At 41.6% G+C, this 25740-nt stretch carries 20 protein-coding genes; 14 read left to right on the forward strand and 6 right to left on the reverse strand.

Features of this window, described 5'->3' with window-relative positions:
* Positions 1-211 precede the first annotated feature (211 nt).
* Both uvrA and DEM91_RS08580 read right to left on the reverse strand, forming a co-directional pair.
* Complete coding sequence (gene uvrA, locus DEM91_RS08575) at positions 212-3055, reverse strand: excinuclease ABC subunit UvrA (RefSeq protein ID WP_249858627.1); 2844 nt, start codon at positions 3053-3055, stop codon at positions 212-214.
* Between the two features lie 51 nt (positions 3056-3106).
* On the reverse strand, positions 3107-3802 hold the full coding sequence (locus tag DEM91_RS08580) for a gliding motility-associated C-terminal domain-containing protein (protein WP_195252546.1): 696 nt from the start codon (positions 3800-3802) through the stop codon (positions 3107-3109).
* Positions 3803-3973: 171 nt separating this feature from the next.
* On the opposite strand from DEM91_RS08580, the gene DEM91_RS08585 reads away from it, so the two are divergent.
* The 3 genes from DEM91_RS08585 to DEM91_RS08595 are packed head-to-tail and all read left to right on the forward strand — an operon-like array spanning position 3974 to position 7675.
* The gene (locus DEM91_RS08585) at positions 3974-5362 is read left to right on the forward strand and encodes a LysM peptidoglycan-binding domain-containing protein (RefSeq protein WP_229039154.1); all 1389 of its coding nucleotides are present in this window, start codon (positions 3974-3976) and stop codon (positions 5360-5362) included.
* A gap of 35 nt (positions 5363-5397) precedes the next feature.
* Positions 5398-6138: a porin family protein gene (locus tag DEM91_RS08590; protein WP_195252548.1), complete on the forward strand. Its 741-nt coding sequence runs from the start codon at positions 5398-5400 to the stop codon at positions 6136-6138.
* Positions 6139-6148: 10 nt separating this feature from the next.
* Positions 6149-7675: a peptide MFS transporter gene (locus DEM91_RS08595; RefSeq protein WP_249858628.1), complete on the forward strand. Its 1527-nt coding sequence runs from the start codon at positions 6149-6151 to the stop codon at positions 7673-7675.
* A gap of 98 nt (positions 7676-7773) precedes the next feature.
* On the opposite strand, the gene DEM91_RS08600 is transcribed toward DEM91_RS08595, so the two are convergent.
* Together DEM91_RS08600 and DEM91_RS08605 are read right to left on the reverse strand one after the other, a co-directional pair.
* A complete protein-coding gene (locus DEM91_RS08600) occupies positions 7774-8010 on the reverse strand; it encodes a hypothetical protein (protein WP_249858629.1) in 237 nt (78 codons plus the stop codon).
* A 210-nt stretch (positions 8011-8220) separates the two neighbouring features.
* Positions 8221-10422 carry a sodium-translocating pyrophosphatase gene (locus DEM91_RS08605; protein WP_249858630.1) on the reverse strand — a complete coding sequence of 734 codons (2202 nt, stop codon included), beginning with the start codon at positions 10420-10422 and terminating at the stop codon, positions 8221-8223.
* 985 nt (positions 10423-11407) lie between these two features.
* Here DEM91_RS08605 and DEM91_RS08610 point away from each other — a divergent pair.
* From DEM91_RS08610 to DEM91_RS08660, 11 genes are all read left to right on the forward strand, one after another.
* Positions 11408-12613, forward strand: coding sequence for a tetratricopeptide repeat protein (locus DEM91_RS08610; RefSeq protein ID WP_249858631.1), 1206 nt, complete (start codon positions 11408-11410; stop codon positions 12611-12613).
* Positions 12614-12616: 3 nt separating this feature from the next.
* The gene (locus DEM91_RS08615) at positions 12617-13933 is read left to right on the forward strand and encodes a DEAD/DEAH box helicase (RefSeq protein WP_249858632.1); all 1317 of its coding nucleotides are present in this window, start codon (positions 12617-12619) and stop codon (positions 13931-13933) included.
* Positions 13934-14042: 109 nt separating this feature from the next.
* Positions 14043-15110, forward strand: a complete 1068-nt coding sequence (serC, locus tag DEM91_RS08620) for a 3-phosphoserine/phosphohydroxythreonine transaminase (RefSeq protein WP_195252553.1) — start codon at positions 14043-14045, stop codon at positions 15108-15110.
* 181 nt (positions 15111-15291) lie between these two features.
* Positions 15292-16209, forward strand: a complete 918-nt coding sequence (locus tag DEM91_RS08625; protein ID WP_036872049.1) for an NAD(P)-dependent oxidoreductase — start codon at positions 15292-15294, stop codon at positions 16207-16209.
* 5 nt (positions 16210-16214) lie between these two features.
* Positions 16215-17462 carry a DUF1015 domain-containing protein gene (locus DEM91_RS08630; RefSeq protein ID WP_195252554.1) on the forward strand — a complete coding sequence of 416 codons (1248 nt, stop codon included), beginning with the start codon at positions 16215-16217 and terminating at the stop codon, positions 17460-17462.
* Positions 17462-18049, forward strand: a complete 588-nt coding sequence (locus tag DEM91_RS08635) for an IMPACT family protein (RefSeq protein WP_249858633.1) — start codon at positions 17462-17464, stop codon at positions 18047-18049. The genes DEM91_RS08630 and DEM91_RS08635 overlap by 1 nt, the downstream gene beginning before the upstream one ends.
* Positions 18050-18459: 410 nt before the next feature.
* A complete protein-coding gene (ftsY, locus tag DEM91_RS08640; RefSeq protein WP_249858634.1) occupies positions 18460-19410 on the forward strand; it encodes a signal recognition particle-docking protein FtsY in 951 nt (316 codons plus the stop codon).
* A 24-nt stretch (positions 19411-19434) separates the two neighbouring features.
* Positions 19435-20736, forward strand: coding sequence for a 30S ribosomal protein S12 methylthiotransferase RimO (gene rimO, locus DEM91_RS08645; RefSeq protein WP_249858635.1), 1302 nt, complete (start codon positions 19435-19437; stop codon positions 20734-20736).
* Between the two features lie 15 nt (positions 20737-20751).
* Entirely contained in the window at positions 20752-21039 is a 288-nt protein-coding gene (locus DEM91_RS08650) for an HU family DNA-binding protein (RefSeq protein WP_249858636.1), read from the forward strand.
* The gene (locus tag DEM91_RS08655; protein WP_249858637.1) at positions 21036-22409 is read left to right on the forward strand and encodes an HU family DNA-binding protein; all 1374 of its coding nucleotides are present in this window, start codon (positions 21036-21038) and stop codon (positions 22407-22409) included. Before DEM91_RS08650 ends, DEM91_RS08655 begins: the two co-directional genes overlap by 4 nt.
* Before the next feature lie 320 nt (positions 22410-22729).
* A complete protein-coding gene (locus DEM91_RS08660) occupies positions 22730-22894 on the forward strand; it encodes a hypothetical protein (protein WP_249858638.1) in 165 nt (54 codons plus the stop codon).
* A gap of 18 nt (positions 22895-22912) precedes the next feature.
* Here the strand turns inward: DEM91_RS08660 and DEM91_RS08665 are convergent, their stop codons facing one another.
* Together DEM91_RS08665 and DEM91_RS08670 are read right to left on the reverse strand one after the other, a co-directional pair.
* Complete coding sequence (locus DEM91_RS08665) at positions 22913-24487, reverse strand: ribonuclease E/G (RefSeq protein WP_249858639.1); 1575 nt, start codon at positions 24485-24487, stop codon at positions 22913-22915.
* Between the two features lie 313 nt (positions 24488-24800).
* Positions 24801-25085, reverse strand: a complete 285-nt coding sequence (locus DEM91_RS08670; protein WP_008125609.1) for an HU family DNA-binding protein — start codon at positions 25083-25085, stop codon at positions 24801-24803.
* Between the last annotated feature and the right edge of the window lie 655 nt (positions 25086-25740).

Consider the following 25740-nt stretch of genomic DNA (forward strand, 5'->3'; position numbering starts at 1 on the left):
GATGCAAAGATAACAAATACTTATGAAATTATGTGCATGAAGAGAGGAGGGATGCAACTGGGTTTTACGACTGACCCTTAAAAATGCTGCGAACAGTTGCCAGCTTTGTTGTAGTAATGAATTGAGGCAGTTATAACAAAGAGTGAAGGCGGTCATCCACTGTAGATAATCGCCTTCATTCACTACTTAAAGAAAAGAGAGAGAAAGAGCTTTATTTCTTTTTCCTTGTTTGTTTTAGTTCTTCTTTCAAAAAACGGGGAGTATAGCCTTCCTTGCTTAGTGCTACTTCTTCGGGAGTTCCCGTACTTAAAACCTTTCCTCCGCCACGTCCTCCCTCTGGTCCCATGTCAATAATGTAATCAGCCAGTTTGATGACGTCTAAGTTGTGTTCGATTATCACCACTGTGTTACCACGATCCACTAATTGTTGCAGCACATTCATCAAGATGCGGATGTCCTCGAAGTGCAGTCCAGTGGTTGGCTCATCAAGGATGTATAATGTCTTTCCTGTGTCACGTTTCGAGAGTTCGGTAGCTAACTTCACCCGCTGACTCTCACCGCCCGAAAGGGTTGTGGAGGGCTGTCCTAATTTGATGTAGCCTAAGCCAACATCTTGAATCGTTTTTATTTTGTGAAGAATATTAGGTACGGTGTCGAAGAACTCCACAGCTTGATTGATCGTCATATCCAGCACATCGGCAATACTTTTGCCCTTATATCTCACTTCGAGTGTCTCTCGGTTGTAGCGTTTGCCATGGCATACCTCGCATGGCACCATGACATCGGGCAGGAAATTCATTTCAATGGTCTTGTAGCCATTGCCATTACAAGCCTCACATCGCCCACCTTTTACATTAAACGAGAAGCGTCCTGGCTTGTAACCCCGTATCTTTGCCTCTGGAAGGTTGACGAACAGGGATCGAATATCGCTGAACACGCCAGTATAAGTGGCTGGATTGCTGCGTGGCGTACGCCCCAATGGACTTTGATCTACATTGACTACCTTGTCAATATTATCTATACCCTCTATAGAATCGTACGGCATCGGTTTCTTCAACGAGCGATAAAAATGTTTCGACAAGATGGGCTGCAAAGTCTCGTTGATGAGAGTGGACTTGCCAGAGCCAGACACTCCCGTCACGACAATGAGTTTTCCGAGCGGAAACTCCACCTCTACATCTTTCAAGTTGTTGCCCCTTGCCCCTTTCAGCCAAATGCTCTTGCCGTTTCCTTTGCGCCGCTTAGAGGGAATCTCAATGCTGCGTTTGCCGTTGAGGTAGTCGGCTGTAATGGTAGATTGTCGAAGCATTTGTTGTGGAGTGCCTTGAAATACCACCTCACCTCCCTTGCGTCCTGCCTTTGGACCAATGTCTACGATGTAGTCGGCTGCCAACATCATATCCTTGTCGTGTTCTACCACGATGACCGAGTTACCGAGGTCTCGCAACTCCTTCAACGAATGAATGAGTCGCTCGTTATCTCTTTGGTGCAATCCAATGCTGGGTTCGTCAAGGATGTACAGCACATTGACCAGTTGCGAACCTATCTGCGTAGCCAACCGAATACGTTGGCTCTCGCCTCCTGACAGCGAAGCCGATTGTCGATTGAGCGATAAATAGTTGAGACCCACTTCAAGTAAGAAGCTCACACGAGTTTGTAATTCCTTGATAATCTCGGCAGCAATCACTTTTTGCTGTTCATCCAAATGAGTTTCCGCATGTTCGAGCCAGTCCTTTAGCTCACTCATATCCAAATTGGCTACCTGTGCTATATTCTCGTTACCAATGCGATAGGAGAGCGACTCACGTTTCAATCGCATGCCGTTGCATTCGGGACAGGTAGTTGTAGCCAAGAACTGGTCAGCCCACTTTTGCCCTGCGCTCGAGTCATCGTTCTCCATGACGGTGCGCAAATATTTGATGATGCCATCGAAGGTCACAAAATAATCGCTGCTGGTGTGTACCAACTCCTTGGCGATTTTAATGTTCTCCAAACTGCCATACAATATTTCGTCTACCGCCTCCTGCGGAATTTCTCGAAATGGCGTTTTGATATTCAAATCGTATCGATGTAAGATGGCATCGATTTGCCAAAATATCATTTGTTTTTTGTATTTGCCCAAGGGCACGATAGCACCCTCGTAAATACTGAGATTGTCATTGGGTATGACTTTTTTCAAGTCGATTTCGTTGACTGTTCCCAAGCCTTTACAATGTGGACAAGCTCCTTCTGGTGAGTTAAAAGAGAAGATGTTGGGTGCGGGTTCACCGTACGAAATGCCACTGACGGGGTCCATGAGCCGTTTGGAAAAATTGCGAATAATTCCCGAGTCCTTCTCCATAATCATGATAACCCCGTCGCCTTGCTTCATGGCTATCTGTATGGTCTTCTTCAATCGTTCGTCGTCATTTCCTCGCACCTGTAGCTTATCAATCACTACCTCAATGTTGTGGTTCTTGTATCGGTCTACCTTCATGCCGCGCACCACCTCTTTTATCTCTCCGTCCACTCGCATGTAGAGGTAGCCTTTGCGCCGCATACTCTCGAAAAGTTCACGATAATGTCCCTTTCTCTGCTTGACTAAGGGCGATAAGATGAATATTTTTTTGTCGGCATAATCGTGCAAAATCATATCAATGACTTTCTCCTCGGTGTATTTCACCATTTTTTCGCCCGTCATATAGCTATAGGCTGTGCCAGCACGTGCAAAGAGTAGGCGAAGGTAGTCGTATATCTCGGTAGTCGTACCAACCGTAGAGCGTGGATTTTTGTTGGTGGTTTTCTGCTCGATACTGATGACAGGAGACAGCCCCGTGATTTTATCTACATCAGGTCGTTCCATGTTTCCGAGGAAGTTGCGTGCGTAGGCAGAGAAGGTTTCGATGTATCTTCGTTGACCTTCTGCAAAGATGGTGTCAAACGCCAAGGATGATTTGCCCGAGCCCGACAAGCCCGTAATAACGGTAAGGGCATTTCGCGGAATTTCTACATCTATGTTTTTAAGATTGTGCACGCGCGCACCAAATATATTAATTTTATCGTCTTCGCGAGGCATGAGTAGTTTGCTTTCTATTGAGAGGTTGATGGTTCTTCTTTCTTTCTAATTTCATGGTTGGTAGGTGCGCAGCAGGTTGACATCCGTCTTGATGTTGAACACTTGTCCGTCGGCACCTTTTGCCTTTACCAAGCAAAAGTAAACGCCTTGTTTCACGTCTTTGCCTTGGTACTTTCCGTCCCACCCCTCGGCAGGATTGTGCCATTCAAAGAGCTTCTGTCCCCACCTATTAAAGATGTACCCCTTAAATTCTATGATGCTTTGCCAGCCCTCTTTGGCTTTGTAAACATCGTTGATGCCATCGCCATTGGGCGAAAAGGCGTTGGGCATTTCCAGCTTGCTTTCCGAGATAGAGACGGTGATAGGCTGTGCATCTGCCCAATACTCTTGAGTATATTTCACCGAGTCCTGACCTTGGGTGAAGATGGCATACAGTACAATGCGATGCGCACCAGCTTTGGTAAAGCGAACCTCTGTATCTTTCTCATAACGAACAAGGTAAGGAGCTTTTTCTCCTTCCATGGTAATTCTCCATTCATAGTAAGCTGTCCAGCCAGTTGTATGGCTCTCGTTTGCTGTCAGTAGTACACGTAACGGAGCCGAACCACTGATAGAAGTTGTTGGCTCACTGGGCTCACCCTTGTCTGAAAAATAGACAGCATGTGGATTGATGGTGGGTTGCTCTTGAGCAGAAAGGAGGAGTGGGAATAAAAGCGTCAGTGTAGAAATAATGAATTTTATTTTCATTCCGTTGTTTTGTTTGTCCAATGTGGTGCTATACTGCACCTTACTATACGAAAATTGAAAGCTTGGAGCTTTCTATCTTTGCAAAGATACTAAAAGATTCATGATTAAAGAGGAGCGATTAGAGATTTTTTTGTAAATTTGCAAATGAAACAGAAAAAGACAATTTGTGACATGAAACCAATCTTTAACTATATAGTCTTATTATTAACACTCTTGTTTTGTCTTGAAGCCACAGCGCAAGTAAATCAGTGGCGAGACATCTACGAGGCAAAAAAGAAAGACACCGTCTTTGGGATTGCCCGAAAATATGGCATTTCCGTTCCCGATTTAATGGATGCTAACCCAGAAATGAAAGTGGAGGGATATGAGTTAAAGAAAGGTGACACCGTGTTTATTCCGTTCGAAAAGGGGAAGAAACCCAATGCAGTCCCCGTTGTACCCAAGACAGACAAGAATCAACCTGTCACCACACAACTGGTCAAGGGAAAAGAGTTAGACATTACCAAGCGTGCCATTCGCATAGGAGTGATGTTGCCTTTGCACAACGTAGACGGTGATGGTCGCAGAATGGTAGAATACTATCGCGGTTTGCTGTTGGCGTGTGACGACTTGAAGCGTCAAGGCATCTCCTCCGATGTGTATGCGTGGAATGTGCCCATTGATGCCGACATTCGCCAAACACTCTTAGATGTGAATGCGCAACGGTGCGACATTATCTTTGGTCCCTTGTACACCAAGCAGGTTGCCCACTTGGGTGACTTCTGCAAACGCTTTGGTATCAAGCTGGTAATTCCTTTCTCTATTGAGAGTGGGGAAGTGGCAACCAATCCACAGGTCTACCAAGTTTATCAGTCTGCCGACCAACTGAATGAAGATGCCATTCATGCTTTCCTCAACCGTTTCCCCAACTATCATCCTGTGTTCATCGATTGCAACGATCGAGATAGTCAGAAAGGCATCTTTACTTTCACGTTACGGAAACAATTAGAGGATAAGAAAATCGCTTATAACATCACGAACTTGAAATCCAGCGAGGAACAGTTCGCCAAATCGTTTACCTTGTCGAAACCCAATGTGGTGGTGCTGAACACAGGTAAATCGCCCGAGTTAAACGTTGCGTTGGCTAAGATAGACGGACTGAAGGCAGCCAATCCTACACTGTCGGTGTCGCTGTTTGGCTATACAGAGTGGTTGATGTACACTAAAGTATATTTCGAATACTTCTGTAAATACCCCACCTATATACCTACCGTGGCGTATTATAATGCGCTCTCTCCACAGACCAAGCAGTTTGAGCAGAAGTATCGTCTGTGGTTCAAAGAAGAAATGCAATACGCCATTCCACGATTTGCCTTGACAGGTTACGACCATGCACAATTCTTTTGTCGTGGATTGCACCAATATGGGAAATCCTTTTCAGGACTGAAAAAACAAAACTCCTATACCGCCTTACAAACTCCTTTGGACTTTCGACGCATAAAAAAGGCTGGATGGCAGAACTCAACGTTTATGTTGATTCACTTTAAGAGTAACGGAGGGATAGAGAGCATCTCGTATTAAGCCTTTCTACTACAAACCATATGTTAGCGTAAAAAATGAAACATCCACTTCTTTCCCTCTTTTTGCTGGTTTATCCACTGCTCCTTACGGCGCAGGTAGGGAGTCATCGCAACGAGTTTGCCGTAGGTGTGAATGGAGGTTATGTGCTGAGCAATGTCGGGTTTGTGCCTAAGGTGACACAAACGTTCCATGGAGGGATGATGGGAGGCGTGTCTTTTCGGTACATCTCTGAGAAATACTTTCAAACCCTTTGTTCTATCCATGCGGAAATCAATTATGTGCAAGCTGGTTGGAAAGAAGACATTGTGAATCTGCAAAACGAGCCAGTGCTTAACAAGAACACTGGTTTAGCGGAAGAATACAGCCGCACCATTAACTATATACAAGTACCCATTTTCGCACATTTGGCTTGGGGAAAGGAACAACGAGGCTTTCAGTTTTTCTTCCAAGCAGGACCGCAATTTGGCTATATGCTAAATGAAAGCATGCAAATGAATTTTGATCTCAATCAGGCAAACGTGCAAGACAGAGCCAATGCCGAGACGACCCAATACAAAATGCCCGTGGAACACAAGTTTGATTATGGCATTGTGGCAGGCATCGGAGTAGAATATTCGTTGCCCAAGGTGGGGCATCTGCTTTTAGACGCTCGGTATTACTATGGATTAGGGAACCTATATGGGGACACGAAGCGCGATTATTTTGCCAGATCTAATCTTTCGAATATTCAGTTAAGATTGTCCTATTTGTTTGATATTACTACAACAACTAAATAACTAATAAACTATGTTTGAAAATCAACCTAAAGGCCTTTTTGCTTTGGCATTGGCCAACACAGGCGAGAGATTCGGTTATTACACCATGATTGCCGTGTTTGTATTGTTTTTAAGAGCTAACTTTGGATTAGATCCTGGTACGGCTGGTATGATTTACAGTGTGTTCCTTGGATTAGTTTACTTCCTCCCATTAGTGGGTGGTGTACTTGCCGACAAGTTTGGTTTTGGCAAGATGGTCACCATTGGTATCGTGGTGATGTTCCTGGGTTACCTGTTCTTATCTATCCCGTTGGGCGGTGAGACGTTTGCGCTCTTGGTAATGTTGCTGGCTTTGCTGTTCATCAGCTTTGGTACCGGCTTGTTCAAGGGCAACTTGCAAGTAATGGTAGGTAACCTTTATGATGATCCGAAGTATGCCGACAAGCGCGATTCAGCTTTCTCCATCTTCTATATGGCTATTAACATTGGTGCTTTGTTTGCACCAACGGCAGCCGTACGCATTAAGGAGTGGGCAGAATCTGTTGGTTATGCCGAGAACGATGCTTACCATTTCTCTTTTGCCGTAGCATGTGTATCCTTGATTATTTCTATGGCTATTTATTACGGTTTCCGTTCTTCGTTCCGTCATGTGGAAGGAAATGGCACGGCAGCCAAAACAGACGATGGTCAAGCCATCGAGACCGAAGAGTTGAGCAAAAAGGATGTAAAGGATAGAGTAGTAGCACTTTTGTTGGTGTTTGCAGTGGTTATTTTCTTCTGGATGTCATTCCACCAGAACGGACTCACCTTGACTTACTTTGCTAACGAGTTTACTCAAAAGACTTCTTCTGGTGTTCAGAGCATGGCTTTCGATGTAGTGAACCTTGTGATGATTATCTTTATTGTCTATGCAGGATTCTCATTCTTCCAGTCAAAAACACAGAAAGCTAAGGGAATCTCTTTAGCTGTCATCGTGGCAGCAATCGCTGTGTTGATTTATAAGTACACACAAGTAGAGGGAGCTATTGATGTGAGTGCGCCTATCTTCCAACAGTTCAACCCATTCTATGTGGTAGCGTTGACACCAATCAGCATGGCGATCTTCGGTTCGTTGGCAGCCAAAGGCAAAGAACCTTCGGCTCCACGCAAGATAGCATACGGTATGGTGATTGCGGCATCGGCCTACACCATCATGATTGTTGGTTCACAAGGCTTGCTCACTCCTAATGAACAGGCTGTGGTTGCCGAGGCTGGAACAGCCAGCTACGCATCTGCCAACTGGTTGATTAGTACTTATTTGGTGCTGACGTTTGGTGAATTGCTGTTGAGTCCTATGGGTATCAGCTTTGTGAGCAAGGTTGCACCTCCTAAACTCAAGGGAGCCATGATGGGTGGATGGTTTGCTGCTACCGCCATTGGCAACTTGTTGGTGAGCGTCGGTGGATACCTTTGGGGTGATTTACCTGTATGGGCTGTATGGTCTGTATTCATTGGAGTCTGCTTACTCTCTGCTTTGTTCATGTTCTCTGTAATGAAGCGATTAGAGAAAGTTTGCTAAATCCTACAACGGGTGTCCCACTTTTGGGACATCCCTTAACATAAAAGGCGTTTCGAGTACGATACTCGAAACGCCTTTTATCTATTCTATCAGCTCTGCTACTCAGCGGTGTACATCCAAATGACCGCCATCATGATGAGTGCAGCAACGATGCAAAGCGAAAAGAACAATACGTTGCTCGCCATCTTCCTACGTTTCTTCCGCATCGCATGGTTGTTTTGGAACTGAGGATGTTTCCTATGGTGGTGATGATGCTCTGTGCTGTGGTGATGATGTTCTGTGCTGTGGTGATGTTCCGTCGCATGTTGGTGATGAGAGGGTTGCTGTTCTGTCATTGTCGTTGTCATTATTTTGGGTACAAAATTACATAAAAACTATGATTTATAAGCCAATAGAATGAAGAAAGTGCTTTTTCTTTGGAACTTGCGCAGCTCCCTTTTTGGATGAAATGAAAATTACCTCAACCTCCAACTGCATTTTTCACTCATTGCGTATGCAGATTTGGAGGTTGAGGTAATTGCCTCTAACAGTGTTCTAAGTTGGTGTTAGATGAGCGCAGCAGTCAGTCCTGCCATGACGATGCTCACCATGGACATGAGCTTAATGAGGATATTCAGACTTGGTCCGCTGGTGTCTTTAAATGGATCACCTACGGTATCGCCAACCACAGTAGCCTTATGGCATGCCGAACCTTTGCCACCGAAGTTGCCTTCTTCCACCATCTTCTTGGCGTTGTCCCATGCACCACCGGCATTTGCCATAAAGATGGCGAGGGTAAATCCTGCTGCCAAGCCACCTACGAGTAATCCAAGGACGCCTGCAACACCCAAAATGATTCCCACAACAATAGGAATAGCAATGGCTAAGAGTGAAGGTAGAATCATCTCGCGTTGTGCCGATTTGGTACTAATCTCTACACATCGTCCATAATCGGGTGTGGCTTTGCCTTCCAATATGCCTTTGATTTCTCTGAATTGACGTCTTACTTCATCCACCATTGCGCCAGCTGCTCTACCTACTGCACCCATGGTGAGACCACAGAACAAGTAAGCAGCCATGGCACCGATAAAGGCACCTACCAAAACGCGTGGATTCATTACGTTCACTTGGAAGAAATCCATGAAGTCAGACATGGTGGCATTCATAGGATTGAATACGTTTCCTGCCGCATTGACAAACTGATGACCATCTTCTACCATTCTAACCATGGCTATTTTTACCTCTTCTATATAGGATGCCAAAAGTGCCAAGGCGGTTAATGCAGCCGAACCAATGGCAAAGCCCTTACCAGTAGCAGCGGTGGTATTGCCCAAGGCATCGAGTGCATCGGTGCGTTCTCTCACTTCTTCGCCGAGGTTACTCATCTCAGCGTTACCACCAGCGTTATCGGCAATAGGTCCGTAAGCATCGGTAGCGAGGGTAATACCCAGTGTAGAAAGCATACCCACGGCAGCAATGCCAATGCCATAAAGTCCACGACTAATCGAACTGGCACTCATACTCATATCAAAACCGTTGGCACAGAGGTAGCTCAACATAATGGCTACTGATATGGTTACCACAGGAATGCAAGTACTAATCATTCCCGTGCCAATACCTTTGATGATAACAGTTGCAGCACCTGTTTGTGAAGAAGCTGCAATCTCTTTGGTTGGTTTGTAACTATGTGAGGTGTAATATTCGGTGGCTTGACCGATGATGACACCTGCTGCCAGACCCGTAACTACTGAAAAGCTAACGCCCAACCAGTTGGTGATGCCCAAGAAATACAAGATGAGGAAGGTTGCGATGGCAATAAGCACCGCAGCAACATTAGTACCAAGGCTCAAAGACTTCAGCAAGTCTTTCATCGTCGCTTCTTCTTTGGTACGTACCAAGAATATACCAATCAGGCTCAAGAAAATACCTACAGCAGCTATAATCATAGGTGCTACCACGGCTTTGAGCTGCATGTCACCGCTTGCCACAAAGGCTGTGGCACCTAATGCAGCCGTAGACAAGATACTTCCGCAATAACTTTCATAAAGGTCAGCACCCATACCAGCAACGTCGCCCACGTTATCGCCCACATTGTCGGCAATAGTAGCGGGATTTCGAGGGTCGTCTTCAGGAATATCTTGTTCTACCTTGCCCACCAAGTCAGCCCCTACATCGGCTGCTTTGGTGTAGATACCTCCTCCAACACGTGCAAACAGCGCTTGTGTAGAGGCACCCATACCGAAGGTCAACATTGTTGTAGTGACGGTAACCAGTGCCATGTTGCTGCCATGATAAAGATAGGTGAGGAGTATAAACCACATGGCGATGTCCAACAGACCTAAACCAACCACAACGAGTCCCATGACTGCGCCCGACCGGAAGGCTATCTGCAGACCCTGATTTAAGCTGTTGCGAGCTGCATTGGCGGTTCTACCCGATGCATAAGTGGCGGTTTTCATACCAAAGAAACCACAGAGTCCACTAAAGAAACCTCCAGTGAGGAACGCAAACGGTACCCATGGATTTTGAACTTTGAGCACGTAAGCCATAAAAGCAAACAGGATAGCTAATGCGATAAATACATACAGCACCACGGTGTACTGTTGTTTGAGGTACGCCATGGCGCCATGCCGCACGTGTTGCGCAATTTCTCGCATACGAGGTGTGCCTTCATCATACTTCATCATGCTTTGAAAGAAGTACCATGCCATGGATAGTGCAACCACGGAGGCCACTGGCACAAGCCAAAAAATAAATGGAATGTTCATAGTGTTATGTTTAAAGTTTTTATTAAGATTGTTTGCAAATATAATGAATATAATGACAGGTTGTATCATTTAGGGGGCTTTTTTTACTGAAATCTCATAGTTTTTTCATACATGAAGGTTGGTTGACGATGAAAAACTATCTTTTTTCTTTTTTCAACAACAAATTTATTTTTGGTAAAGGAATTTGTTGTTTTTGTCCTGTTATTTTACCAAAAAACGGCCATCTAAAATCTTCAAAATAGAAAAAATCAATAGGCAAACGATAGATATAATTACGCTGATTTTCACAAAATAGCTGTCTTTTCAAGTTGGAACATTAACTTAACGGGCTTGGAAACATACATTAGCGGCGTTATTCACATGTATCAACCCCATTAAAGCATGCAAATTGTTAGCTTATCTCAATGGGTTAATCGAAGAAAAAAGGGGGAAAAGGGAGTAAAAGGAGAGGCTTTGCTCGTAACATATTCAATAACAAGCGATTATGAACATCGCTCATAACTCGCGTATTTGCGACCAACTTTGCTGTTGGTTGTTTAGATGCGAGTTATGAGAGGCACTTTGTAAAGAAAATTCAGCATTTATTTTTATTCCATGCAGCGTATTATCAAGATTACATGCACAGGTTCGTGGGTGTGCATCCTGGTGAAAATATCATTCTTCAATGAAAGAGCTGTAGTTCATAGGGATAATAAAGAGGGAATCATTTTATATGGTCTGTTATGCCGTGTGCTTATGTTGATAGCCCATTGTTTTTTTAGATTCAAGCTGTACTTATTATTAAATAGAGAGGTGTCGGTTTGTCCCTATATATAAATAAGGTGAAGATAATAAAGCAAGTTTTGTCGGAATAATCTCTTTGATATATGGAAAATTGCGTATATTTGCATAGCAAATGAGGGATTAGCTTTTAAGACATATTTTATACCTATCATTATTTTTGGACATTGTTCCAGTAATTGAATATAGTTTTACGTAGTACATGATGAAAAGACTTTTATATATTTTCTTTATAGTAAGCTTTGCGGTGACTGCCCAAGGACAGAGAAGAGAGATTTCACAAGCAAGACAATGGGTGAAACGTGGAAACAATTTGGATAAAGCCGAAAAATCCATGCGCAGCTTGCTCAATGACTCAACCAACAGAAGCAATAAAAAAATATGGTTAACCCTTTTTGAAGCGGTTAGAAAACAATATGAGCAAGGAAATGAGAAGTTGTATTTGAAGCAAAAATACGATACCACACGTTTGTTTTCTTTGGCAAGAAATATGTTTGAAGATTTACAGGCATTTGATTCCATTGATGCACTACCTAATAAAAGAGGTAAAGTAGCTCCAGCCTATCGTAGCGAACATGCACAATATCTGCATCAAATCAGACCGAATCTCTTTAACGGTGGGGCTTTCTTCCTTAATAAAAAGAAATATGCTGAAGCCTATCAAATGTACAATACTTACATTCAGAGTGCTTATGAGCCATTGTTTGAAAAATACCAGTATGTAGAGAAAGATAGGCGAATGCCTGAAGCTTCGTATTGGGCTGCATTTAGTGCTTATCAATTAAAGAAGTATGATGCAACTTTGCAACATTCGCATCTCGCATTGAAGGATTCAGTGCATTATCCCTATATGCTTCAATATCTTGCCAATATCTATGAAGAGAAAAAAGATACAACCATGTATCTAAAGGTTTTGGACGAGGGATTTACCACTCATCCCAGCTTTCCATTTTTCTTCCCTCGATTGGTTGATTATTATGTAATGACGAAACAATTTGATAATGCTTTGGGTGTTATTGACCGAGCGTTGGCGGTGGACAGTACCAATCAGTTATATCAATTTGCCAAGAGTACCGTACTTTTGAATACAGGTAGGTACGATGCGTGTATTCAAATCTGTGATGATCTCATTGCTAAGAATGACAGCATGCCAGAACCCTATCTCAATGCTGGTCTTGCTTATTTCAATCAAGCTGTTCTCTTAGACCATGATACGAAGCTATCAAAGAAAAATAGAAAGCAAATTCTTGGCTATTATCATAAGGCTTTGCCCTACTTAGCGCGTTATAGGGCTTTGGCTCCAAAGATGAAAGATAAATGGGGTACACCTCTGTATACCATCTATTTGAATTTGAACATGGGTAAGGAGTTTGAAGAAATCGATCGTATTATCAATCAAAAACAAAAATAAGTCATGAATGTCACTGTCGATTTAGCCAAATTAGGGATTGAACAGCTGAGTGTCATGCAGTTGAAAGCTTCTGACAGCATTGCACAGGGTGAACGTGATGTTATCCTTCTTTCTCCAACTGGGTCGGGGAAGACTTTGGCTTATTTGTTGCCGATACTTCAAAAACTGGATGTAAGTTCAAAAGAGGTGCAAGCCGTAGTGATAGTTCCCAATAGAGAGCTTGCCATACAATCAGCAGAAGTCTTGCAACTGCTTACCAAGGCAATGAAAGGATTTGCGTGTTATGGGGGACGTCCCGCCATGGATGAACACCGACAGTTGCGACAAGTGCAGCCACAAATCGTTTTTGCTACGCCTGGAAGATTGAATGACCACTTAGACAAACGAAATATCGGAATTGAAACAATTCAATATGTCGTTATTGATGAATTTGATAAGTGTTTAGAGATGGGATTCCAAGAGGAGATGAGCAAGATACTTGAGAAGCTTACTGCCGTCAAACAGCGCATCCTTCTTTCGGCAACAGATGCCGTAGAAATTCCTCATTTCGTCAATATGAATAATGTCGACCGATTGGATTATCTCACATCAGCAACTGTCTCTCATCAGGTTCGAGTGTTTTCGGTTCATAGTCCGGACAAGGATAAGCTGCAAACACTCAAACAACTGTTGTTGTCGTTTGGAAGTCAGAGTACGATAGTGTTCACGAATTATCGGGAAAGTGCTGAGCGCATCCATGATTATTTGACATTTCAACATTTTTACTCTACTGTTTTTCATGGTGGTTTAGATCAGCAACAACGTGAAAGTTCCATCTATAAATTTTCTAATGGGTCGGTGAATATTTTGGTGAGTACGGATTTGGCTTCGCGTGGATTGGATATTCCAGATGTAGACAACATCGTTCACTATCAATTGCCAGACCAAGAAGAAAACTATGTGCACAGAACGGGGAGGACAGCTCGTTGGGAAAAAGAGGGTAGGGCGTTCCTGCTCATTGGTCCCACAGAAGAGATACCTGCATACGCTATCAGTCATACTCAAGAATATAGCATCCCTGTTACGGACAGTCAGCCCGCGTTACCCAAAATGGCAACTATATATATAGGTAAAGGGAAGAAAGATAAGATAAGCAAAATGGACGTTGTTGGGTTCTTGTGTAAGAAATGTCAACTTGCTCCTGATGAGATAGGACGTATTGATGTGAATAATTATTACGTATATGTGGCAGTCCAAAGAAATAAGTTGCAAGAAGTTCTAAAAAGGGCAAAAGGACAAAAAATTAAGGGTTTAAAAACGATTTTTGAGGCTGCAGAATAGAAAAAACGCGGAAAGTGCAAAATAATACAGTTTTTATTTTTGTCTTTCAAACTATTGTTGTAAATTAGCAACCAATTACTAATACTTGTTTAATTTTAACTTTAAAACAATGGAAAAATACAATTTTAATGCAGGTCCATCAATCCTTCCTCGCGAAGTAATTGAAAACACAGCGAAACAAATTCTTGACTTTAATGGTAGCGGACTTTCTCTGATGGAGATTAGTCACCGTTCAAAAGACTTTCAGCCAGTTGTTGACGAGGCTGTAGCTTTGATTAAAGAGTTGTTGCAGATACCAGAAGGTTATGCAGTTATCTTCTTAGGTGGTGGTGCATCATTGCAATTCCACATGATTCCTAACAACTTCTTTGTAAAGAAAGCTGCTTACCTGAACACAGGTACATGGGCTAAGAAAGCTTTGAAAGAAGCAAAATTCTTCGGAGAAGTAGTAGAAGTAGCTTCTTCTGCAGACAAGAACTATTCTTATCTTCCTAAAGGATGGAGCGTACCTGAGGATTGTGATTATTTTCACATTACTTCCAACAATACCATCTACGGTACAGAGATACGTAAAGACTTGGATGTAAAGGTGCCACTTATTGCAGATATGTCATCAGATATATTTAGTCGTCCAATTGATGTTTCTAAATATGCATGTATCTACGGTGGAGCACAGAAGAACTTGGCTATGGCTGGTGTTACATTCGTTATCGTTAAGGAAGACATGCTGGGCAAGACTGGACGTGAAATACCTACGATGTTGGATTATCGCACACACATTGAGAAGGGTTCTATGTTCAACACTCCTCCTGTTGTTCCTATCTATTCAGCACTTGAAACATTGCGCTGGATTAAGAAGAGCGGCGGTGTAGAAGCTATGGATAAGTTGGCTCACCAAAGAGCAGACTTGTTATATGCTGAGATTGACAGAAACAAACTGTTCAAGGGTACTGTTGCTAAAGAAGATCGCTCATTGATGAATATCTGCTTTGTCATGAACGAAGAATACCAAGATCTTGAAAAACCATTCTTCGAGTTTGCTACCGAACGTGGTATGGTTGGTATCAAGGGACACCGTTCTGTTGGAGGTTTCCGTGCAAGTTGCTACAACGCTATGAGTGTTGATGGTGTGAAGGCACTGATTGCTTGCATGAAAGAATTCGAAGACAAACATTAATCCATTACAAACTACAAACTAATCATGATTTACAAATAGGCTAAAATAAGAAAATTAGGTGAGCGTAATGATCCAGTTTGCTTGATACAACCTTATTTTAGCCTGTTTGTTCATCAATTCATGCGTAATCACTTCCTATTGTGGTTACGTACTTAATTAACCCATTCAATATTCTAAACAAATGAAAGTACTTATTGCTACAGAAAAACCTTTTAATGCAAAGGCAGTCGAGGCTATTAAAAAAGAGTTGGAGAGTCAGAATCATTGCGTTAAACTGTTAGAAAAATACACTTCTACCGATGAACTCAAAGATGCTGTTAAAGATGCAGAGGCGATGATTGTTCGTTCTGATAAAATTACGAAAGAAATCCTTGATGCTGCTCCAAAACTTAAAGTTGTTGTTCGTGCAGGTGCTGGTTACGATTCTATTGATACCGCTTATGCCAAAGAAAAAGGTATTGTGGTAGAAAATACTCCTGGTCAGAACTCTAATGCAGTTGCTGAATTGGTATTTGGCTTGTTGATTTATATGTGTCGTAGCTGCTTCTCAGGAAAATCAGGTTGTGAACTGAAAGGTAAGAAATTAGGTATCTTGGCTTTCGGTAACATTGGGCGTCATGTAGCTCGCATCGCTAATGGTTTTGGTATGGAGGTATATGGCTTCAGCCGTTCGCATGCAGAGAATCCTAAAAAAGAAGATGGTGTTCAGTTTGTGGCTACCAAAGAAGAGCTCTTCAAGCAGTGTGATATTGTTAGTGTACATCTTCCTGCCAATGAACATACAAAGCAAAGTGTTGGTTACGATCTTGTTAATTTGATGAAGAAGGGTGGCATTTTGGTAAATACTGCTCGCAAGGAAGTTATTAACGAACCAGAATTGTTGCGTTTAATGGGCGAGCGTGAAGATCTTAAATTTGTGACAGACATCAAGCCAGACGCTGATGCAGAATTCGCAAAGTTCGAGGGTCGTTACTTTACTACTCCTAAGAAGATGGGCGCACAAACAGCAGAAGCTAACGCTAATGCAGGAATTGCTGCCGCACAGCAAATTAATGCTTATTTCAAAGACGGTTGCACAAAATTTCAAGTTAACAAGTAAACACTATGGCAACAATTAAACCATTCAAAGGCGTTCGACCTCCAAAAGATTTAGTCGAAGAGGTTGAGTCGCGTCCTTACGATGTCTTGGATTCTGAAGAGGCAAGAGAAGAAGCTGGAGATAATGAAAAGAGTCTGTATCACATTATTAAACCAGAAATCGATTTCGAACCAGGAACTTCTGAATATGACCCACGTGTCTATGAGCAAGCAGCTAAGAACTTTAAGAAGTTCCAAGATAAAGGCTGGCTCAAGCAAGACGAACACGAAAACTACTATATCTATGCCCAAACCATGAATGGTAAGACACAGTATGGATTGGTAGTAGGTGCTTACTGTCAAGACTATCTCAATGGAGTTATTAAGAAGCATGAACTGACTCGAAGAGATAAAGAAGAAGACAGAATGAAGCACGTACGGGTATGCGATGCCAATATAGAGCCTGTTTTCTTTGCTTATCCCGACAATCAAACGCTTACAGCTTTGATAGAGCGTTATGCCTCTGAAAAGCCTGAATACGATTTCATTGCTCCTATTGACGGTTTCAGACATCAGTTCTGGGTAATCTCCGATACGAAGGATATTGAAACGATTACAGCCGAATTTAAGAAGATGCCAGCCTTGTATATTGCTGACGGTCACCATCGTTCTGCAGCTGCTGCATTGGTTGGTGTCGAAAAATCGAAAGCCAATCCTAATCATACGGGTCATGAAGAATATAACTATTTCATGGCTGTTTGCTTCCCAGCATCTCAGTTAACCATTTTAGATTATAATAGAGTGGTGAAGGATTTGAACGGAATGTCATCAGAAGAGTTCTTAAAAGCTTTGGAGAAAAACTTTGACGTCGTTGAGGAAGGAACGAAGAGTTACAAGCCACAACAGTTGCATGAATTCTCTTTGTATCTGGACGGAAAATGGTATAGCTTGAAAGCAAAACCAGGAACATACGACGACAACGATCCAATTGGTGTATTGGATGTAGATATTTCTTCTCGATTGATACTTGATGAATTACTCGGAATCAAGGATTTACGTTCAGACAAGCGTATTGATTTCGTAGGTGGCTTGCGTGGCTTGGAAGAGCTTGAGCGTCGAGTAGACAGTGGAGAAATGAAGATGGCATTGGCACTTTATCCTGTTTCTATGCAGCAGATTATGGATATTGCTGACTCAGGAAAAATTATGCCACCGAAAGCAACATGGTTTGAACCTAAACTGCGTAGTGGCTTAGTGATTCATAAACTATCTTGATGACAGATCAATATAGAACTATAACTCATCAAATGGGCGAGGGATTTTACTCCGAGAAACGGAGTAAATTCCTCGCCTTTGCACATCATGTCACGACCGAAAATGAGGTGAAGGAATTGTTGCAGACTTATAAGAAGAAATATTATGACGCTCGCCACTGCTGTTATGCGTACATGCTGGGAGCGGACAGAAGTGTTTTCCGTGCGAATGACGATGGTGAACCTTCCAGCACCGCAGGAAAACCTATCTTGGGACAAATTAATGCTCATGAATTGACTGACATCTTAATTGTTGTTGTGAGATATTTTGGCGGTACCAAATTGGGAACCAGTGGACTTATTGTCGCTTATAGAACAGCTGCTGCGGCAGCTATAGAAAATGCACAAATAGAAACGAGATATGTAGAAGATATTATCGATTACTCTTTTACCTATCCGCTGTTAAATGAAGTTATGAGAGTAGTGAAAGAGTTGGAGCCTCGAATTGTTTCTCAAGCATTCGATAATACTTGTCACATTTCCTTAGCCATACGAAAATCTCAAGCTGATGAATTGCGTCAGCGATTGCAACAATTATCTTTTCAATAACCCCTTGTGTACTTCCTGTCCTGTTGAAGTGGAGTGTTTTTCCCTTTTTGTTTTATTGAAAAACATAGAAAAGTGATTTTGAACATACAAACTAAAAACGTTGAGTAATTTTGGAGCAGTAGTCAACTCTTAGAGATTGTGTGCTAAACTCATAGAGATAAGAGACTATGAATGTGGATGATTCTAATAATTATGCTGAAGACTGTTGAAAATTGCTTGTAGATTGAGAAAATATCGAAAAAATGTGCTATCTTTGTAACGTATATATACAGTTGATTTAACAAGGATAAAGTATTTCATGCGTGAGTGTTTCGTCTTATAGAAGAACTTCAAGCATGCCAATTAAGTTATTCAATTATTGATAGTTATCTCTCTTTCGGGATGCTCAATTATTAGGAAAAGATAGTATTATGGGAATTTTTGGTCTCTTCAACAAGAAAAAGAAAGAAACCTTAGACCAAGGTTTAGAGAAGACAAAGCAAAGTGTGATAAGCAAACTTTCGCGAGCCGTTATAGGGAAATCTAAGGTAGACGATGAAGTGTTGGATAACCTTGAAGAGGTGCTTATTACCTCTGATGTCGGTGTTGATACGACTTTAAAAATTATCCAACGAATAGAAAAACGGGTAGAACGAGATAAATACGTCTCCACCTCTGAATTAAATGCCATTCTGCGTGAGGAAATTGCCACTTTGTTAGCAGAGAATCATTCCGAAGATAATGAGAGTTGGAGTCTGCCAACCGATCATCAACCTTATGTTATCCTTGTTGTTGGCGTCAATGGTGTAGGAAAAACTACAACAATAGGAAAGCTTGCTTATCAGTTTAAGCAGGCAGGAAAGAAAGTATATTTAGGAGCTGCCGACACTTATCGTGCCGCTGCGGTAGACCAAATCGTGATATGGGGTGAGCGAGTAGGAGTACCTGTCATTAAACAACAAATGGGTTCTGACCCTGCTTCGGTCGCTTTTGACACGTTGCAAAGTGCCAAAGCTAATCATGCAGACGTCGTTTTAATTGATACAGCAGGACGCTTACACAATAAAGTGGGACTGATGAACGAGCTGAAGAAAATCAAAGAGGTGATGAAAAAGGTACTGCCTCAAGCTCCAGATGAAGTGTTGTTGGTTCTTGATGGTAGCACTGGTCAGAATGCATTTGAACAAGCAAAACAGTTTTCTGCGGTAACTCAAATTACGTCTTTGGCGATTACCAAACTTGACGGTACGGCTAAGGGCGGCGTAGTGATTGGCATCAGTGACCAATTGAAAGTGCCTGTGAAGTACATTGGATTAGGGGAGCAAATGGAGGATTTGCAACTCTTTCAGCGAAAGGAATTTGTAGATAGCCTTTTTGGATAAAAATAAAAAAAGTAGTTGTTTGTTTTGAAGAAAAATCAAATTGATATTATTACCATGGGCTGCTCAAAGAATCTTGTTGACAGTGAGAAGTTGATGAGATTGTTTGAAGACAACGGCTATCGTTGCACCCATGACAGTGAGTCTCCTGATGGTGAAATTGCGGTCATTAATACTTGCGGTTTCATAGAATCGGCAAAAGAAGAGAGCATCAATACCATTTTAAGTTTTGTCGAAGCTAAGAAAGAGGGTAGACTAAAGAAACTCTTTGTGATGGGTTGTTTGAGCCAGCGATACAAAGATGAGCTGGAGAATGAAATCCCTGAGGTGGATAAATTTTATGGAAAATTCAATTATAAGCAACTCTTGTCCGATTTGGGAAAAGCGGAAATATCCTCCTGTTATGGATTGAGACATCTGACAACACCCCGCCATTATGCGTATTTAAAGATTTCAGAAGGTTGCGATCGTCAGTGCGCTTATTGTGCCATACCACTCATGACAGGTAAACATAAAAGCAGATTGAAGTCGGATATTTTAGCAGAAGTCAAGGACATGGTGGCACAAGGGGTGAAAGAATTTCAGGTCATTGCCCAAGAATTGACTTATTATGGTAGAGACATCGATGGCAAACAACATATTGCGGATTTGATTTCTGCGATTGCAAAGATAGAAGGAGTGCAATGGATTAGGCTTCATTATGCTTATCCAAACCAATTCCCGTTAGAGCTTTTAGATGTAATCAGAGAAAACAAAAAAGTTTGCAACTATCTTGATATTGCTTTACAGCATATTTCAGATGGCGTGTTATCTCGTATGCATCGCCATGTGACTAAGCAGGAAACGATCAATCTCATCAAGACCATTCGAGCAAAGGTTCCGGGCATTCATTTGCGAACAACGCTCATGGTAGGATTCCCTGGTGAGACAGAAGAAGAATTCCAAGAACTACTTGACTTCGTACGGTGGGCACGATTTGAAAGAATGGGTGCCTTTATGTATTCGGAAGAAGAAGGTACCTATGGTGCTTTACATTATCAAGATGACGTGTCGCAGACAGTGAAGCAGCAAAGACTCGATCAACTCATGGCTGTGCAACAAGAAATTAGTGCAGAAATTGAGGCAGAAAAGATAGGAAAGACAATGAAAGTAATCATTGACAGAAAAGAAAACGATTACTATATTGGACGTACGGAATATTGCTCTCCTGATGTTGATCCTGAAGTCTTAATACATTCGACGGGGAAAAACCTGGAAATTGGAGCTTTTTACCAAGTGAATATCACGGATGCAGAGGAATTTGATTTGTACGGAGAAGTTGTTGAATGAAATATCATACAATCCATGAATAACAAAGAGTTTATCGCAGAACTTGCGCAACGTTGTGGATATACACAAGAAAAAACGCAAAATTTAGTCAATGTCTTGGTAGAAGCGATGGCTTCGAACTTTGATGAAGGAGAAGCCGTATCTATCCCTTCTTTCGGTACATTTGAAATAAAAAAGCGATTGGAGCGTATCCTTGTCAACCCATCGACGGGTAAACGAATGATGGTACCGCCCAAATTGGTTCTCAATTTCCGCCCCACACCTTTAGTGAAAGAACAACTGAAGAAAGGAGGAAACTCATGATTAAATTAACAGATTTAGCAGCTGTCTTGGTTGAGAAAGCAGAACTGACAAAGCGAGAGGCAGATTTTTTCATACCTCTATTAATAGATGTACTTACAACAGGACTGAAATCGGATAAGCAAGTGAAGATTAAAGGTCTTGGAACTTTCAAGGTGACAGCAGTGAGTCCACGTGAAAGTGTGGATGTGAATACTGGAGAGCGAATCATAATTGAGGGAAGGGATAAAATATCTTTTACACCTGAAGTTGCGTTGAAAGATAGAGTGAACGTTCCATTTGAACAATTTGAGACGGTGACCATTAGTGATGATGCTGATTTCTCCGAAATAGACGAACGCTATCAAGCTAAAGAAAATACGGAAGAGCAAGAAGAGACTTCGCCTACGCAGGCTCCAATAGAAGAAGCATTGCAACCAGAGGACCAACTTCCACAACAAGAAGTAGTGACAGATAGCCTTGATGCACCTTCAAAAGAGAAGGTAAACGAACCCGAAGAAAAGCAAGTAGAGTCATTGGTTGAGCCTTCGCGGCAGTCCGAAAGTTCGGTTATCGTAGCTCCTATGACCGAAGAAAAGAAGGAAGATGCAAGTGAGAACCTTCAAAACACTTCTGATAAACAGAGTGAGGAGATACCTACATTTGCTAAAACCGATACAGGAAAGGTTGAAACGATAGAGGATGTATCCGATGAAATCGATGAGATTGGTGAAGATACGCAATATCTACGCAAAACTTTGCATCGTACTCAGCGCAATCAAAAATTATTGATTGGAGCGGTTTGCTTCTTGTTATTGCTGATGATTGGTAGCGGTTGGTATGTCGCTCAACAATTCTCACTTCGTGATCATCGCATCGAACATCTCATGGCAGAACTACTTTCAGCACAGAAAACCAATGCGAGTACGGTAAAAGAAACACCGCAAATGGATGAAAATGCCGACCAGCAGGATAATAATACAATAGAACAAACGAACCAAACGGACGAAAGTGACGACGCCGCTGCAACACAGCAGCACGAGGATGCTGCTCCTGTGAGTAAGGAAACTTCATCTTTAGCACAGCAACAAGCTACAACTCGTTCAGCAAACCGAGCCACTTCTGCAGAAAAAACACAAGAGACACAAACGAAAAATCGCCAATATGCTTCAAAATATGATGCAGATCCTCGCATTAGAACGGGTGCTTACGCCATCATCGGCATTGCTCAAACAGTGACGGTTCGCCCCGGACAGACTTTAAGCTCCATCAGTAGAGCTTATCTTGGCCCTGGAATGGAGTGCTATATGGAAGCAGTGAACGATAAAGCGGAATTGAAAGCTGGTGATAAGGTGAAGATTCCTGCACTTAAGTTAAAGAAGAAAATGAAATAAAACAGTAAAATACCTAATGATGAAGAATTAGTCATTATCCCTTTTAGGCTGGTTCTATAAATTAGCTTTGTTAGATTTTGGACTTATTTTTGAGCCAAAAAGAATCCAAAAGGTAACAAAACGTATTTCGTAAAATTTACTCGCAATAATACGGTGGTAATTTATAGAACCAGCCTTTACTTATTTCTTGTTTTTTAATTTGTTTGAGGGGCTGCACAAAGAAACAAGTTGTCAGCTTTGAAAATCTGCTCCCTAATAAATTTGGTGCTCGTTCTTTGTAGCATAAAAAAGACAGAGAATATAATTTGTAGGGTGCTTCTTTGGCAATGTTAGTACCACCGAAGAAGATTGATGATCAACAAGCAGGATGGGAAAGTCATTCGGTGATGTCTGCTGGAGTGTACAGAAGAGGGACGGAAGGCTCGTTTAAGCTGAAAAAAGACCATATAAAAAAAGTAGAATTTAGACATTTTGAAATGTTCTAAATTCTACAGATATTCATTTTATTTTGTTTCAATTTCTTCCTTCATATCAATGAACTCCTTTTTTGCGTCATAAAATTCATATTGCAAAAAAGCGAGTTTTTGTGAAGGAACAATGTTCACACCCAGTCCATATTTTATCTGCCATTTTCTTTTCAAGGAGATAATTCCTTGATTGATGTAAGCAGCCACGTATGGATGGACGTGTAGATAGAATCGCTTAATTCCTATCTTGTTAACCAGTTTGTCAATTTTATCCTCAAGCCGATCGGTGAAGAGTATGCTTGAACGAATTTTACCAGTGCCGTTACAGGTTGGACACGTCTCGTCAACACTCACATCCATGACCGGTCGCACACGCTGTCGAGTGATTTGCATCAACCCAAATTTGCTTAAAGGGAGTATGTTATGTCGTGCACGGTCATTCTGCATGTTCTTACACATCCGCTCATAGAGCAATTGTCTGTCCTCTGCAAGGTGCATATCAATAAAGTCAACCACGATGATACCACCCATATCGCGAAGACGTAACTGTCGTGCCAGTTCATCGGCAGCACCTAAGTTCACTTCCAAAGCGTTGGCTTCTTGTCCATTTTCGTTGCGTGTTCGGTTTCCACTATTTACATCTACAACGTGCAAAGCTTCTGTATGTTCAATGATGAGGTAAGCGCCATGCTTGTAGTTGATAGTCTTTCCAAAACTTGACTTAATTTGTTTTGTGATGTTGAAATTATCAAAAAAAGGAACACTTCCAGTATATTTCTTGACAATTCCAGCCTTATTGGGTGCTATGAGTGAGACATAATCACTGACTTGTCGGTAAGCTTCGTCATTGTTTACATAGATGTTCTCGAAATCAGGACTAAAAATATCTCTTAAAAGAGCGATAGCTCGAACAGCCTCTTCATACACTAATTGAGGTCTGTTCTGTGTTTTTTGAACTTTGACAATGGCGTTTTGCCAACGCTTTGTCAAGACTTTCATTTCACCCTCTAATTCAGCAATCCTTTGACCTTCTGCAACAGTTCTAACAATGACACCGCAGTTTTTGGGGCGTATTGTTTGAACGAGTTGTTTCAGTCTGGCACGTTCTTCTCCTTTTTTTATTTTCGACGATACTGATACCTTGTCTCCAAAGGGGATAAGTACCAAGAAACGTCCAGCAAACGATAGCTCTCCCGTGAGTCGAGGTCCTTTAGTAGAAATAGGCTCTTTCACTATTTGTACTAAAACTTCTTGACCTACAGTGAGTGTAGACTGTACACTGCCGTCCTTCTTTAAGTCAGGAAGGTGCGAGGCTTTAGCGAATGGATAGAGTTTTTTTCGGTCACTCTGTACTTGTTTTAAGTACTTGGTGTAAGAATTAAATTGGCTTCCTAAGTCAAGATAGTGAAGAAAAGCGTCACGTTCGTAGCCTACATCTACAAAGCAGGCATTCAAGCCTGGCATTAATTTCTTTACCTTTGCGATGTAAACATTACCCACAGAGAAAGAAGCTGATCGAGGTTCGTTCTGATATTCTACCAGTCGTTTGTCCTCTAACAAGGCAGTCGATATGTCTTTCTCTTGGACATCTATAACAACTTCGCTGGTCATTTCTCTTCTTTACTTTACTTAGTTACATTAAAAAGGGCGGGTCAATCAAAATCCACGATAGGACTCTTTGACACGCCCCACTGTCAGTTTAGACGTTTTAGCAGGATTATTTGCTCTTATGTCTATTCTTTCTTAGTCTTTTTTTACGCTTATGCGTTGCCATTTTGTGGCCCTTCTTTTTCTTACCGTTTGGCATAATGTTAAATGTTTAAATTGTTCTATTTATATTACTATAATATTTGTCCATTAAATGAATGTGGGCGATAACGTAAAATGCTGGAGATGAGACCAATGATTTAGTCTATCTAAAGTCTTAGTTAGACTCTTTCATCGCATTCACAAAACTCTTTGAAGGCTTAAAGCTTGGCAAGTTGTGAGCGTCAATCGTTATCGTTGTGTTCTTTTGTATATTCCTTGCTGTTTTAGCTGCTCTGTGTTTAATAATAAAACTACCAAAACCTCTTAGATAAACATTTTCCTTTTTTTCAAGAAGGCTTTCCTTCACTTTGCTCATAAAGCTTTCTACAACCACTGCAACCTCTTTCTTTTGCAATCCTGTAGAAGCGGCAATTTCATTAATAATATCTGCTTTTGTCATTTTACCAACGTGTTATTTTGTTGCTTGTTATTACTTTAGTTTTCTTTTTGAACTGCAAATATAGTGGTTTTTTGCCTTATACGAAAATATATTAAGTTATTTTTGCCAAAAGTGCCTATAATCAGCACATAAGCGCTCTTGTATTCAGATGCTTATAAGAGAGGGGAGAGATTTCAATGCTGCTCAATCTTCAATTGATTTCAAAGAGCTATTGGCATCGACAAATAAATGCTGAATTTTCTTTACAAAGTGCCTCTCATAACTCGCGTGTAAACAATCAACAGCAAAGTTGGTCGCAAATACGCGAATTATGAGCGATGTTCATAACAGACTGTTATTAAATATGTTATGAGTAAATGCTCTCTTTTCGTTCGCATTTTTGCCCTTTCTTGGCGACTAAAGCATTGAGATAAGCTAACAATTTGCATGCTTTAATGCTGCTGAAGCATGTGAATAATGTCCCTACTACGTGTTTCCAAGCCCGTAAAGTCAATGTTCTAACTTTTAGAGACGACTATTTTGTTAAAATCAACCCATTTTTGTCTGTCGTTTGCCTATTAAATTTTTCTATTTTGAAGTATTGCTGTCCGGTAAAACTCAAAAGAGCATAAATATCCTCCCCGAAGCCCAGTAAAATTGGACTTCGGGGTTTATT

Origin of the sequence: Prevotella sp. TCVGH (assembly GCF_023522295.1) — a bacterium.
GTDB classification, from domain to species: Bacteria; Bacteroidota; Bacteroidia; order Bacteroidales; family Bacteroidaceae; genus Prevotella; species Prevotella timonensis.

Excerpts from the sequence above, each read along its gene's own strand:
- uvrA (WP_249858627.1), bottom strand. The coding sequence starts at position 3,055 with ATGCCTCGCGAAGACGATAAAATTAATATATTTGGTGCGCGCGTGCAC.
- DEM91_RS08580 (WP_195252546.1), bottom strand. The coding sequence starts at position 3,802 with ATGAAAATAAAATTCATTATTTCTACACTGACGCTTTTATTCCCACTC.
- DEM91_RS08585 (WP_229039154.1), top strand. The coding sequence starts at position 3,974 with ATGAAACCAATCTTTAACTATATAGTCTTATTATTAACACTCTTGTTT.
- DEM91_RS08590 (WP_195252548.1), top strand. The coding sequence starts at position 5,398 with ATGAAACATCCACTTCTTTCCCTCTTTTTGCTGGTTTATCCACTGCTC.
- DEM91_RS08595 (WP_249858628.1), top strand. The coding sequence starts at position 6,149 with ATGTTTGAAAATCAACCTAAAGGCCTTTTTGCTTTGGCATTGGCCAAC.
- DEM91_RS08600 (WP_249858629.1), bottom strand. The coding sequence starts at position 8,010 with ATGACAGAACAGCAACCCTCTCATCACCAACATGCGACGGAACATCAC.
- DEM91_RS08605 (WP_249858630.1), bottom strand. The coding sequence starts at position 10,422 with ATGAACATTCCATTTATTTTTTGGCTTGTGCCAGTGGCCTCCGTGGTT.
- DEM91_RS08610 (WP_249858631.1), top strand. The coding sequence starts at position 11,408 with ATGAAAAGACTTTTATATATTTTCTTTATAGTAAGCTTTGCGGTGACT.
- DEM91_RS08615 (WP_249858632.1), top strand. The coding sequence starts at position 12,617 with ATGAATGTCACTGTCGATTTAGCCAAATTAGGGATTGAACAGCTGAGT.
- serC (WP_195252553.1), top strand. The coding sequence starts at position 14,043 with ATGGAAAAATACAATTTTAATGCAGGTCCATCAATCCTTCCTCGCGAA.
- DEM91_RS08625 (WP_036872049.1), top strand. The coding sequence starts at position 15,292 with ATGAAAGTACTTATTGCTACAGAAAAACCTTTTAATGCAAAGGCAGTC.
- DEM91_RS08630 (WP_195252554.1), top strand. The coding sequence starts at position 16,215 with ATGGCAACAATTAAACCATTCAAAGGCGTTCGACCTCCAAAAGATTTA.
- DEM91_RS08635 (WP_249858633.1), top strand. The coding sequence starts at position 17,462 with ATGACAGATCAATATAGAACTATAACTCATCAAATGGGCGAGGGATTT.
- ftsY (WP_249858634.1), top strand. The coding sequence starts at position 18,460 with ATGGGAATTTTTGGTCTCTTCAACAAGAAAAAGAAAGAAACCTTAGAC.
- DEM91_RS08650 (WP_249858636.1), top strand. The coding sequence starts at position 20,752 with ATGAATAACAAAGAGTTTATCGCAGAACTTGCGCAACGTTGTGGATAT.
- DEM91_RS08655 (WP_249858637.1), top strand. The coding sequence starts at position 21,036 with ATGATTAAATTAACAGATTTAGCAGCTGTCTTGGTTGAGAAAGCAGAA.
- DEM91_RS08665 (WP_249858639.1), bottom strand. The coding sequence starts at position 24,487 with ATGACCAGCGAAGTTGTTATAGATGTCCAAGAGAAAGACATATCGACT.
- DEM91_RS08670 (WP_008125609.1), bottom strand. The coding sequence starts at position 25,085 with ATGACAAAAGCAGATATTATTAATGAAATTGCCGCTTCTACAGGATTG.